This is a genomic window from Gordonibacter pamelaeae, assembly GCF_003340385.1.
Taxonomy (GTDB): domain Bacteria; phylum Actinomycetota; class Coriobacteriia; order Coriobacteriales; family Eggerthellaceae; genus Gordonibacter; species Gordonibacter pamelaeae.
On record NZ_PPTS01000001.1, the window covers coordinates 396,025 to 408,156 of the forward strand.

The 12,132-nt window shown below is 67.7% G+C and carries 12 protein-coding genes; 11 read left to right on the plus strand and 1 reads right to left on the minus strand.

The window, feature by feature from the left end; genetic code table 11:
* Positions 1-79: 79 nt before the first annotated feature.
* Positions 80-1,069, minus strand: coding sequence for a TDT family transporter (locus C1877_RS01675; RefSeq protein WP_114568195.1), 990 nt, complete (start codon positions 1,067-1,069; stop codon positions 80-82).
* Between the two features lie 220 nt (positions 1,070-1,289).
* Here C1877_RS01675 and C1877_RS01680 point away from each other — a divergent pair, with 220 nt between their 5' ends.
* From C1877_RS01680 to C1877_RS01730, 11 genes are all read left to right on the plus strand, one after another.
* A complete protein-coding gene (locus C1877_RS01680) occupies positions 1,290-2,177 on the plus strand; it encodes a LysR family transcriptional regulator (protein ID WP_114568196.1) in 888 nt (295 codons plus the stop codon).
* A 91-nt stretch (positions 2,178-2,268) separates the two neighbouring features.
* Positions 2,269-3,393 carry an aldo/keto reductase gene (locus C1877_RS01685; RefSeq protein WP_114568197.1) on the plus strand — a complete coding sequence of 375 codons (1,125 nt, stop codon included), beginning with the start codon at positions 2,269-2,271 and terminating at the stop codon, positions 3,391-3,393.
* 722 nt (positions 3,394-4,115) lie between these two features.
* On the plus strand, positions 4,116-5,219 hold the full coding sequence (locus C1877_RS01690) for a phosphate/phosphite/phosphonate ABC transporter substrate-binding protein (protein WP_114568198.1): 1,104 nt from the start codon (positions 4,116-4,118) through the stop codon (positions 5,217-5,219).
* Complete coding sequence (gene phnC, locus C1877_RS01695; RefSeq protein WP_114568199.1) at positions 5,219-6,034, plus strand: phosphonate ABC transporter ATP-binding protein; 816 nt, start codon at positions 5,219-5,221, stop codon at positions 6,032-6,034. The genes C1877_RS01690 and phnC overlap by 1 nt, the downstream gene beginning before the upstream one ends.
* The gene (locus tag C1877_RS01700) at positions 6,031-6,891 is read left to right on the plus strand and encodes a PhnE/PtxC family ABC transporter permease (protein ID WP_015540052.1); all 861 of its coding nucleotides are present in this window, start codon (positions 6,031-6,033) and stop codon (positions 6,889-6,891) included. The genes phnC and C1877_RS01700 overlap by 4 nt, the downstream gene beginning before the upstream one ends.
* A complete protein-coding gene (locus C1877_RS01705; protein ID WP_114568200.1) occupies positions 6,888-7,853 on the plus strand; it encodes a PhnE/PtxC family ABC transporter permease in 966 nt (321 codons plus the stop codon). Before C1877_RS01700 ends, C1877_RS01705 begins: the two co-directional genes overlap by 4 nt.
* 80 nt (positions 7,854-7,933) lie before the next feature.
* The gene (phnG, locus tag C1877_RS01710) at positions 7,934-8,383 is read left to right on the plus strand and encodes a phosphonate C-P lyase system protein PhnG (protein WP_227154964.1); all 450 of its coding nucleotides are present in this window, start codon (positions 7,934-7,936) and stop codon (positions 8,381-8,383) included.
* On the plus strand, positions 8,380-9,048 hold the full coding sequence (gene phnH / locus C1877_RS01715; RefSeq protein ID WP_244909765.1) for a phosphonate C-P lyase system protein PhnH: 669 nt from the start codon (positions 8,380-8,382) through the stop codon (positions 9,046-9,048). Before phnG ends, phnH begins: the two co-directional genes overlap by 4 nt.
* Positions 9,049-10,221, plus strand: coding sequence for a carbon-phosphorus lyase complex subunit PhnI (locus C1877_RS01720; protein WP_114568201.1), 1,173 nt, complete (start codon positions 9,049-9,051; stop codon positions 10,219-10,221). It abuts the gene before it with no gap.
* Complete coding sequence (locus C1877_RS01725; protein ID WP_015540050.1) at positions 10,205-11,122, plus strand: alpha-D-ribose 1-methylphosphonate 5-phosphate C-P-lyase PhnJ; 918 nt, start codon at positions 10,205-10,207, stop codon at positions 11,120-11,122. Before C1877_RS01720 ends, C1877_RS01725 begins: the two co-directional genes overlap by 17 nt.
* Positions 11,112-11,972, plus strand: a complete 861-nt coding sequence (locus C1877_RS01730) for an ATP-binding cassette domain-containing protein (protein ID WP_015540049.1) — start codon at positions 11,112-11,114, stop codon at positions 11,970-11,972. Before C1877_RS01725 ends, C1877_RS01730 begins: the two co-directional genes overlap by 11 nt.
* The last annotated feature ends 160 nt before the right edge of the window (positions 11,973-12,132 follow it).

Below are 12,132 nucleotides of genomic sequence, written 5' to 3' on the forward strand. Positions count from 1 at the left end.
CGGATGGCCGGACGCGAGCATCCCTCCCCCACACACGAACAGGCCCCGCAGTGGGGCCTGTTCGCAAGAAAAGGGGAGGCTAGTTGTCGAAGTTCTCCGAGAAGCGCGCGATCTGCGCGTTCTCCTTGAGCACGGCCACGCTTTGCGGCTGCTCGATGCGGCGGAAGAAGAACCGCAGGTAGTGCGCCAGCACGTAGGCCACCATGACCGTGGCCAGCGCAACCTCCACGTAGAACACCACGTCGAAGGCGAAGGGAAGCGCCACGCCGTTCCCGCGGAAAAACGCCGTGCCCTGGCCGAGCGCCGTGGCCGTGATGACGAAGGGGAACGTCATGGCCGCGTAGCTGGGGTAGAACTTCAGGCGCAGCAGGTGCGGCAGGCGGGAGAGCACCACCAGGAGCAGCACCTGGGCCAGCACCATCATCACGCCTACGAACAGGGCGTTCGGCGCGTCCGCCACGGCCAGGTAGCCCACGATGGACAGGCTCATGGGGGCGGTGTAGATGCAGAACAGCGGGCGCGCGCCCTCGGGCACCTCGTGCTTGGCGTAGCGGTACGTCACCAGCACCAGCAGCGCGGCGTAGCAGGCGAAGCCGAACCAGAAGATCGCCTGGCCCAGGGCCTGCATCCCGAACACGGGCGACGTGACCGAGGCCACCACGATGCCCACGTAGCAGATGAAGTAGGTGGGGAACACCTCGTGCAGCTTGAACGGGCGGAAGAAGCGCACCGTGAACCACACGATGAGCGCCAGGTGCGCCATCGTGGCCGCCACCCAGAGCGCGAACGCGGGGCCGAAGGCCAGCGGCGCCAGGTAGTTGGAGAACTGCATGAGCGTCATGAACACGGTGCCGCTCACGCTGGCCATGATGGAGTTGTGCAGATCGTCGCGGATAAGCTGGGGAAACATGATTGCCTTCGCCGCCAGCAGCACGATGAGGAACAGCGCGACGGCGCCGCAGAGGATATGGATGCCCTCGTAGGCCGGCTGCAGCAGGTTGCCCAGCGCCGTGAGAGCCAGGGCGACGCCCGCTGTGGGAATAGGTACCTTCTCGATGATGTCGCGCATAGTCGCATGCCTTTCTACGCCGTTCCTGGTTTTGCTCAGACGCATTCTGGCATGCTCCCATCAAAAAGAAAAATTATATATCGTTATGTGTTGATAACTATATATAATAGATTGTCGTTCGCTCGGCGCCTCTGCATCGTAAAAGGGCAGGTGATGTGTACCGTTGCGAGGCCGACGATACCGTTCCCGTCATGGGAGCACAAGCAACGAAAGGATTACCATGCAAGATTTCCGCATGAACACGTTCTTGAGCGTGTGCCGAACGTTGAACTACACCCGGTCGGCGGCGGAGCTCAATATCACGCAGCCCGCCGTGTCGCAGCACATCGCTTACCTGGAGAAGGCGTACGGCGCGAAGCTGCTCTCCTACCACGGCAAGAAGCTCACGCTCACGCCGGCGGGCGAGCTGCTGCGGGATGCCGCGGCCACCATGGCGCACGACGAGGCCACGCTGCGCGACGCCATCGCCGCGTTAGCCGGGCCGCGCCGCCGCCTGAGGTTGGGCATGACGCTCACCGCCGGCGAGTACGTGCTGGCGGAGCCGCTAGCGCACTACCTGGTGGGCCATCCCGAGGTGCAGGTGCGCATCGCCTCGTCCGACACCGAGCGCCTGCTGGCGCAGTTGCACGCCGGCGAGATCGACTGCGCGCTCGTGGAGGGGTTCTTCGACAAGAGCTCCTACGACTGGCGCGTGTTCGCCACCGAGCACCTCATGGCGGTATGCGCACCCGACGCGCCGCTTGCCCGCGTGAAGGAGCCCCAGCGCTTCGAGGACCTGCTCGACCAGCACATCCTGGTGCGGGAACGCGGCTCCGGCACGCGTGCCGTGCTCGAGCATGCCCTGGCCGCCCGGAACCTCTCAGTGGAGAGCTTCGCGCGCGTCACGGAGATAGAGAGCGTCAACATCATCAAGCAGTTCGCCGCCAGCGGCTACGGCATCGCCTTCCTCTACGGCGCCGCCGTGGTGTGCGATCTGGAAGCCGGCACGCTTGCGCGCATCCCGTTGGCCGGCCACCTCATCGAGCACGACATCACGTTCATCCGCCCCAAAGGCAGCGTGTTCGGTGCCGAGTACGCCCGACTGTTCGACGACCTGCGCTCGGTGTGAGGCCACAAGCGCCCTGCGCGAAATTCCCGCTTGACTTCGAGTGCGCTCCAAGTTCTATGATGGTCGGGCAATCCTGACGAGAGGAGACTCCATGAGGCCCGATTTGGAATCCACCCCGAAGCTCGGCTTCGGCTGCATGCGCCTGCCGCTGCTCGACCCCGCCGACCAGCAGAGCATCGACATACCGCAGCTCGAGCAGATGGTGGACGCGTTCTTGGAAGGCGGCGGCACGTACTTCGATACGGCGTTCGTCTACCACGAGGGCGCGTCCGAGAAGGCGCTCGGCCAGGCGCTCGTGGCGCGGCATCCGCGCGAGTCGTTCACCATCGCGACGAAGTGTTTGGCCTGGGCCATCGGCAGCGCCGAGGAGGCGAAGTCCAACCTAGGCACGTCGCTTGAGCGTCTGGGCACCGACTACGTCGACTTCTACCTGCTGCACAACGTGGGCGGCGCGCGCACGGCCAAGTTCGACGAGTACGGCATGTGGGATTTCGTACGCGAGCAGAAGGCGACCGGGCGCATCCGCAACTGGGGCTTCTCCATGCACGACGGCCCTGAGACGCTCGACGCGCTGCTCACGGCGCACCCCGACGCCGACTTCGTGCAGCTGCAGGTGAACTACCTGGATTGGGACGACCCAGTGGTGCAGGCGCGCCGCTGCATGGAGGTGGCCGCACGCCACGGCAAGCCGGTTGTCGTCATGGAGCCCGCCCGCGGCGGCCGCCTGGTGGAGCTGCCCGAGCAAGTGGCCGCGATCCTGCGCCAAGCGAACCCGGAGGCCAGCCTGGCTTCGTGGGCCTACCGCTTCTGCTACCAGCTGCCCGGGGTGCTCACGGTGCTCTCCGGCATGTCCACGATCGGCCAGGTGCGCCAGAACGTGGCCGACTTCCGCGCGGCCGAGCCGTTCTCGCCGGCCGAGCGCCAGGCGTTCGACCGCGCGGTGGACGAGCTGCGCGGTATGGCGTCCATTCCGTGCACGAACTGCCGCTACTGCGTGAAGGGCTGTCCGCAGGGCGTGGTTATCCCCGAGATCATGGGCCTGCTGAACCTGGAGCTCATGACCGGGAACCGCGACTTCGCCAAGGGCCTGTACTCGTGGCAGGCCGCGCCCGGCCCTGCCTCGAAGTGCGTCTCCTGCGGCGCCTGCGAGGCCATGTGCCCCCAGGGCATCGACATCGTGCACCAGCTGGAGGCAGCCGCCGAGCACTTCGAGTAGCGCCGGCGATCCAGGTGCCGAACGGCCGAGGGCTCTTGCCTGGCCGGCGGGGGGGGGGGCTTGCCTGCGCTTTCCTCGCGCGCTTTGAAGCCTGCCTGCGCCGCCCCGGCCTCGAGCTCCGGGGCTCGCCTGCGCCCTCCCGCTCGCCCCAGGCTTGTTTGCGCCGCCTCGGCCTTTCCGTTGACGCCTAAAACGCTCCCAGCTGTCAAAAACGGGCCGGTTTGGCAATCGCCATCGCCATGAAAAGGGTGCTGTGCGGAGGCGTGCGAGCATTTTCCCTGGTCGCGTGTGTGCACGGCAAAGGGCACCCGATGCCAGGATTGCCAAACCGGTCGTTTTTTGGCATAAGTGGCCGGAAAAAGCGTCATCCCTCGTGGAGCGCACCCCCATCGGCCGGATAGGGCGCGTGGAACGCGGCGCCGCTACGCGCGAAGTCGCCCCCTCGTGGAGTTCTTCGCGCACGGCCGCCCCCCCATGGCCCGCGGTAGCGGCAAACGGCGAGGTGTTGGCGGCATCGGGCGGCGGCGAAAGGAGCGCTTTATGATCCCTTTGCCTGTCCTTGATCCCTTCTTTGCCTGATCTTGGGAGCATCTTTACGTGCGCCTGAACCCGGTTTTACCTGCCTTTCGTAGCATGGTCTGCAACGCGCCGAGCAACTGGCGGTGCGGCAACCAGACAACACTCCGGCGCTACGGCGCCGGGAATGCGAAAGGGTGAGGCGAATGGCAGACGGGTACCTGAGCAGGCGACAGTTCGTGGCAGGCGGTGCGGCCGTGGCGCTGGCAGGCATGTTCGGCGTGATGACGGGCTGCACCGCCGGCGGCTCGGGCGCGGCGGCGGGCGGGGCCGACTCGCAGTCCGGCAACGGCGGCGGTGCGGGCGGCGGCTCGTCCGAGCCGATCACGTTCGTGTGGCTGCCGGACAACTCCTCGTCGGACATGACGTCGTCGCGCGAGGCCATCGGCGCCGCCATTCTGGCGGCCTGCGGGCGCCAGACCGAGCTTTTGACCACCACCGACTACAACGTGGCCATCGAGGCCATCGCGTCGGGCAAAGCGCAGATGGCGCTCCTGGGCCCCGAGGGCTACGTGCAGGCCAACAAGAAGAACTCCGCCGTGCAGGCCGCGTTCACGAACAGCGATGAGGACGGCGGCCTGGACGGAGCATGCTACTACAGCCGCATCTGCGTGCGCACCGAGGACGCCGACGCCTACAAGAGCGGCAGCGGCTACTCCATCGAGGGTATCAAGGGCGGGTCGTTCTCGTTCGTGTCCGCCACGTCCACGTCGGGCTTCAAGGTGCCCTCGAGCGGCATCGTGGAGGAGTTCGGCCTGGACAGCTCCGACATGCTTTTGGAAGCGGGCGGCTTCTTCAGCGAGGTGCTGTTCGGCAACTCGCACGTTGGCTCGGTGGTGAACCTGCTCTCGGGCGATGCCGATGCCGCCGCGTTTGACGACGTTGACGTGGACATGTACCTGGATCTCGTGTCCGGCGAGCCCAACAGCGTGGGCGCGGTGTACCAGGCCAAGGCCGACGCCGAGGCGCCCATGGACACCGTGCGCGGCAAGCAGTTCACCATCATCGCTCTCACGCCGGTGCTGAACTCGCCCTTCTGCTTCAACGAGGATGCCATCTCCGAGGAGGACCGCACGAAGATCGTCGAGCATTTCTGCTCCGAGGCGGTGGCCAACGACGAGCAGATCTTCGTCGATCCCGAGGACGAGAACGCGAAGGGCCTGTTCGAGAAGGACTCCGAGAAGACGTGCTTCGTGGAGACCGATGACGCGTGGTACGAGCCTATCCGCAAGCTCGGCGGGGCCGCGTGATGGCCGAGCCGCTGCTGGCGGTGCAGGGCTTGACGAAGAGCTACGATGGCTGGTCGAAGGCGCTCGACGGCGTGTCGATGGCGGTGGCGCGCGGCGAGTTCGTGTCCATCATCGGCTCGTCGGGCGCGGGCAAGTCCACGCTGCTGCGCTGCGCGAACCGGCTCGTCGACCCCACGCAGGGCACCGTGTCCTTCGACGGCGCGGACGTTACCCGCGTGAAGGGCCGTGACCTGCGTCAGGTGCGCCGCCGTATCAGCATGATCTTCCAGCATTACAACCTGGTGTACCGCGCCACGTCCATCGAGAACGTGCTGCAGGGCCGCTTGGGCTACAAATCCACGGTGGCTGGCGCGCTCGGGCTGTTCTCTGAGGAAGAGAAGCGCCGCGCCTTCGAGGTGCTCGACCAGGTAGGCCTGGCCGACTTCGCCTACACGCGCACCGATCAGCTGTCCGGCGGGCAGAAGCAGCGCGTGGGCATCGCCCGGGCGCTCGTTCAGGACCCGCTGCTCATGCTGGCCGACGAGCCCATCGCTAGCCTCGACCCGAAGTCGTCGCGCACGGTCATGGAGCAGCTGCGCTGGGCGGCCGACGAGCTGGGCATCGCATGCCTCGTGAACCTGCATCAGGTGGACTTTGCGCTGGAGTTCTCGGACCGCATCGTGGCGCTCAAGAAGGGCCGCCTCGTGTTCGACGGATTGCCGTCCCAGCTCGACGAAACCGCCATCGCCGACATCTATGAGACGGACGAGGACGATGGCGAAGAGGCCGCCGACAACGCCCCCGATGCGGCGCGCGTGGTGGAAGAGGCTGCATGATGGAGCGCACCTTGCAGCCCTCGGGCCTTGTCGCAGGCTTGCGCGCTGGAAAAGACCGGCGGCACGGCCAGTACGACCCGTCGTTCTTCGCGCGCCGCACCGCGTCCCTCGTGGCCGTGGCGCTCGTGGCCGTGGCGCTCGGCGCGCTGTCGGGCACGTACGTCGGATTCGATTTCGTGCAGGCAATCCTCGACGTCCCGAGCGGGTTCGCGTGGATGGCCGTCCAATTCGCCCCCTCCCTCCCTTCCTTCGGCAAGTTGGGCACCATCCTTCCCGCTCTGGGTTCGACGATCCTGGCCTCCATCGCCTCAAGCTGCACGGCGGCGGTGCTGGCCTATATAGTTGCGGTGCTCGGCTCGCGCACGGTGGGGGTGGGCGGACCCGTTCCCCTCATCGCGCGGGGCATCGCGTCGCTTTTTCGCAACATACCGGTGGTGGCCTGGGCATTCATCTTGCTGTTCTCGTTCAAGCAGAGCGAGTTCACCGGGTTCTTCGCCCTGTTCCTCACCAGCTTCGGGTACCTGACGCGCTGTTTCCTGGAAAGCATCGACGAGATGGGCTCCGGGCCGGTAGAGGCGCTGCGGGCGGCGGGCGCGACGTACGGCCAGATCGTGGCGCAGGCTGTCATCCCGATGAGCATAACCTCGGTGGTCAGCTGGGTGCTCTACATGATTGAGACGAACATCCGCGACGCCACGCTCATCGGCCTGCTCACGGGCACGGGCATCGGGTTCGTGTTCGACGTGTACTACAAGAGCTTCCGCTACGACGTGGCCGGCCTGGTGATACTCGCCATCATCCTGGCCGTGGTGGCGTGCGAGCTCACCTCGAACTTCGTGAGGAGGAGGATACTGTGACGGGCTGCGCAGACAGGATCGCCGCCGAAGCCGCCGCGGCCTCCCTGGCAGAGGAGGTGGGTGCGGCGCGCGGTATACCGGCCGATGAGCGCGGTGCCGGCGCCGGCGCGGGTGCCGCGCCGATGCGGGCAAAGGGCGCGCGCCTGACCCGCTCGGGCAAGATCAAGGTGCGGGTGCCCAGCTCGTCGAACGTGGCGCTGGGCGCCGTGCTGGCCGTCTTGGCGGCTGTGACGGTGTTCGCGCTGGCCACGATGAACTACGGCAAGGTGGCGTTCCCTGCCGCGATGGCCGCCGCGGTGGACGACTTCCTCACTATGATGCTGCAGCCTGGTCTGGGCGGGCACTTCACGTTGCCCGACGTGGTGGAGGGCCTGTTCGTGTCGCTGGCCTTGGCGCTGCTGACCACGTTCATCGGGGCGGTGATCGCCTTCGTCCTGGGGCTTCTGGCCGCGTCCAACCTGTCGAACCGCGCCGCGAGCAACGCCATCAAGGTGTTCATGAGCGTGGCGCGTGCCGTGCCCACCATCCTGTGGGTGCTCGTGTTCAGCGTAGCCATCGGGCTGGGGCCGGAGGCGGCCGTGATCGGCCTGCTCTTCCACAGCGTGGCGTACCTGGTGAAGGCGTACTCGGAGAGCTTCGAGGAAGTGGACCCCGGCGTGATCGAGGCCCTGCGCGCCAGCGGCGCATCGTGGTGGCAGGTGGTGTTTCAAGGCGTCGTGCCCGAGAAGGTGAACGAGATGCTGTCGTGGACGTTCATCCGCTTCGAGATCAACTTCGTGAACGCCGTGGCCGTGGGCGCCGTGGCGGGCGCGGGCGGCATTGGCTACCAGCTGTTCTTGGCAGGAAGCTTCTACTACAACATCCACGAGGTGGGGCTGATCGTGTACCTGTGCTTGGCGGTGGCCGTGGTGCTGGAAGTCGTGGCCACGAAGCTGCGGAAGCGGTACTTGGTGCAGCGTTAGCTCTGCCCGGACGTGACAAGGGGACGGTTCTCTTGTCACGGCGAACTAGAGAAGTTGGTTTTGCGACGGAGAGGATTGTTGTGAGCTTGAGACGATACGAGCGGACGCGGGCGTTGGTGGACGGGGACCCGTCGCTGGCGCGCGAGATCGTGCGGGAGGTGGAGGACGAGCTGGGCGCGGAGGCGCTCAAGGTGCTCGACGAGCCGCGCGAGGAGCTGGTGATGGTGCAGGTGCGCGAGACGGCGCAGGGCGGCTTGTTCTATCTGGGCGAGACGCTCATGACGTCGTGCCGGGTGCGCGTCGGCTCGTTCGTGGGGCTGGGGCTCGTGCTGGGCGGCGATCGCTGCCGCGCCTACGAGCTGGCCGTGGTGGATGCGGCGTTTGCGGGAGAGGCGGGCACGCCGCGTGCGGAGTGCTGGGACGGGCGGCTGCGGCAGGAGCTCGCGCACATCGAGGAGCGCGAGGCAGCCGAGGCGCGTCGCGTCGCGACGACGAAGGTGGACTTTTCGACGATGAAGGTGGAGGCATGATGATCAGGGAAGACGCAGGGCTGCACCGGGCGCAGCGGGCGTTCCGCAGCGTGCTGGACGCGTTCGCCCGCCCGGGCACCGTGCACGTTGTGGATCCGGCGGCGAACAGCCCGGCGCGGCCGGTGGCGCTCGGCGCCTCCCTCGAGGCGGTCGTGCGGCTGTTCGTGGACCAGGCGGTGACGTTTTGCGTGGCAGACGCCGAGTCCGACGCGACGGCGGCGTATCTGACGGGCGAGACGCATGCGCGCCGGTTCCCCGTGCGCGAGGCTGACTTCGTGGTGGTACCGGCGCGCGCGGACGCGCAGACGGCGGAAGAGGCTGTGGCGCAGGCGTGCCGCGGCACGCTCGTGTCGCCCGAGAAGGGCGCGACGGTGCTCGTGGGGTGCGCGCGCCTCGCCCCGGCCGACGAGGCGGCCGGGGAGTGCGGCGGCGAGCCCGCGCTCCACGTGGTGGAGGTGCGCGGGCCGGGCGTGGCCGACGTGAACCGCTTCGCCGTCGACCGTGTGGACTGGGTGCGCGCCCGCGACGCGCGGCGCGACGAGTTCCCCTGCGGCATCGAGATCGTGCTGGTGGACCCGGCCGGCCGCGTTGTGGCCGTGCCACGCAGCTCCAGGGTGACGTGCCCGAGCGCGCCCGCCGCGCCTGCCGCGAAGGGGGTGCGCTAGATGGGCTACGTAGCCGTCCGCGGCGGAGCCAGGGCCATCGAGGAGAGCCTCAAGCTGCTGGAATACGAGCGTGTGAGCGCGTCGTCGGCCTGGGGCACCGATGACATCGAGGGCACGTTCCCCGAGCTGGTGGACCAGGTGATGGGCGAGGCCTCGCTCTACGCGCCGCGCCTGGCCGCGCTTGCGCTCAAGCAGGCGCAGGGCTCGCCCGACGAGGCCGTGTTCCTGCTGCGCGCGTTCCGCTCCACGCTCGAGCGCCCCTACGTGTCGCGCCCCGTGGACACCGGGGAGATGCACGTTACCCGCCGCGTGTCGGCTGCGTTCAAGGACGTGCCCGGCGGCCAGCTGCTCGGCGCCACGCGCGACTACAGCCACCGCCTGCTCGCGTTCGATCTGGAAACGGAAGGCATTGGGGAGCTTGCCGAGAAGCGCGCCGAGCTGGCCCGCCACTTCGCCGACGCCGCTGACGCTCCTGCGCCAGCAACCACCCTCCCGCGCGTCCTCGACTACCTGCGCGCCCAGGGGCTCGTCGCGCACGTGCCCGCCGACGACGCGCAGCCCGTGGACGCCACCATGGTGCCGCTCACGTTCCCCGCGCCGCGCTCCGTGCGCCTGCAGACGCTCGCGCGCGGCATGACGCAGGCCGTGGAGGCGCTCGGCTACGCGGCCATCCGCGGCTTCGGCCCGGCGCATCCCACGGTGGGCGAGCTGCGGCAGGGCCGCGTGGCCGTGGCCGTGGACCATCCGGTCGAGCCGGGCGGCCCGGACGACGCCTACTACCTGGGCTCGCTTCCCGTCACCGAGGTGGAGAGCGTGTTCATGGACGAGGGCGGTTCCGGTGAGGACAGCCTCTCGCTCGCCGTGGGCTACGGTTGCGTGATCGGCCGCGCCGAGACGAAGGCCATCGCCATGAGCGTGCTCGACCGCTGCCTGGAGCTGGGCGACAAGAGGTTCCCCACCGAGGACGAGGAGTTCGTGCTCTACCACGTGGACGGCGTGGAGGCTACCGGCTTCATCTCGCACCTCAAGCTCCCGCACTACGTGACGTTCCAATCGAAGCTTTCCAGCGTGCGCGGTACGCGCGGCGGGACCCCTGACGACGACCGATCCGCCGACCAGGCCGCCGCTGCGGCGCTGGAAGCGAAGGAGGCGACCGATGCAGCAACGTTATAACTACGCCTTCTTCGACGAGGCGTCCAAGCGCGAGATCCGCCGCGCCATCGTGAAGGGCGTTTCCATCCCCGGCTACCAGGTGCCCTTCGCCTCCCGCGAGATGCCCATCGGCCGCGGCTGGGGCACGGGCGGCCTGCAGATCACGCTGGCCGTCATCGGGCGCGGCGACGTGCTCAAGGTGATCGACCAGGGCTCGGACGACAGCGTGAACGCCGTGAACATCAAGAAGCTCGTGGCCGACACCACCGACGTGGAGGTGACCGACGCCACCGAGGACGCCACGCTCATCCAGTCGCGCCACCGGATTCCCGAACGCCCCTTGCGCGCCGACCAGGTGCTCGTGCTGCAGGTGCCCACGCCCGAGCCGCTGCGCGGCTTCGAGCCGAGCGAGGCCGCCACGCGCCGCCTGCATGCCGAGGCGGACTACACGGGCGCGTGGCTGGAGCTGTTCGACCAAATCGTGCGCTTCGACGCCACTACCACCGGGGCCGACCACCCCGTGCTCGTGAACGGGCGCTACGTCATGGCCCCCTCTCCCATCCCGCGCTTCGACAACCTGAAGCTCAACCAGGCCGAGCACCTCACGCTCTTGGGCGCGGGCCGCGAGAAGAAGATCTACGCCGTGCCGCCCCACACCGACGTGGTTCCCCTCGATTTCGAGGACTATCCCTTCGCGGTGGAGCGCTTCGACGGCAAACGCTGCCGCCTGTGCGGCGCGACGGGCGTCTACCTGGACGAGCTGGTGGACGAGGCAACCGGCGAGACGTACTACCAATGCAACGACACCTCATGGTGCGCGCAACATGTCCCAAATGGGGACAGTCCCGATTTGGGACACTGGACTCTACGAACGACCGGCGACCCATCTTCTGACCGGGAAGGAGCCTCCCATGCTCGATGACCAGCGGTTCGGTGCGGACGAGGCGGCGTGCCTCTCCGTGCGGAACCTGTCGAAGCGCTTCGGCGCGGGCTGCCCGCACTGCCTTGAGCCCGACGCGCGGCTCGAGCGCAACGTGTGCCCGCGCTGCGGCACGGTGCACGCCGTGCGCGACGTGAGCCTGGACGTGTACCCGGCCGAGATCGTGGGCATTGTCGGGGAGTCGGGCAGCGGGAAGTCCTCGCTCATGAAGTGCCTGTTCTTCGACGAGGAGGCCACGTCCGGCGACGTGCGCGCCCGCCCGTTCGACGGGGGCGCGGCCAACCTGCTGGCGCTCTCGCCCCAGCAGCGGCGCGCCATCCGCAACACGGTGTTCGGCATGGTGTACCAGAACCCCTACCTGGGGCTGCGCATGGACTTCTCCAGCCTGTCGAACATCGCCGAGCAGATGATCGCCTCCGGCAGCCGCAACGTGGGCGCCATGCGCTCCCGCGGCGAGGACCTGCTGGGGCGCGTGAACATCCCGCTCTCGCGCGCCACCGAGCCGCCGCGCAACTTCTCCGGCGGCATGCAGCAGCGCGTCCAGATTGCCAAGGCCCTGTCGAACAACCCGCCCATCCTGCTGCTGGACGAGGTGACCACGGGCCTCGACCTGTCCGTGCAGGCCGCCGTGCTCGACCTCGTGCAGCAGATCAGGCGCGACTTCAACGTGAGCATGCTCGTGGTGAGCCACGACCTGGGCGTCATCCGCATGCTGGCCGACCGCACGCTGGTCATGCTGGACGGCCGCGTCATAGAAAGCGGCCTGACCGACCAGATATTGGAAGACCCCCAGCATTCTTATACCCAACAACTTGTCTATTCGCTCCTCTAGGCGTTCCGGCGGCCTGGCGGCCGTCGGAACTGCTCGACGCTGCGGGCTCTTCCGGCACCCGACCTTGGCGCTCCAAGCCCTCGTCGCGTACCAAAGTACGCCTCCTCGGTCTTTCACGCCAATCTCGGGCACCGGAAGAACCCTCGCTGACTTACTACGC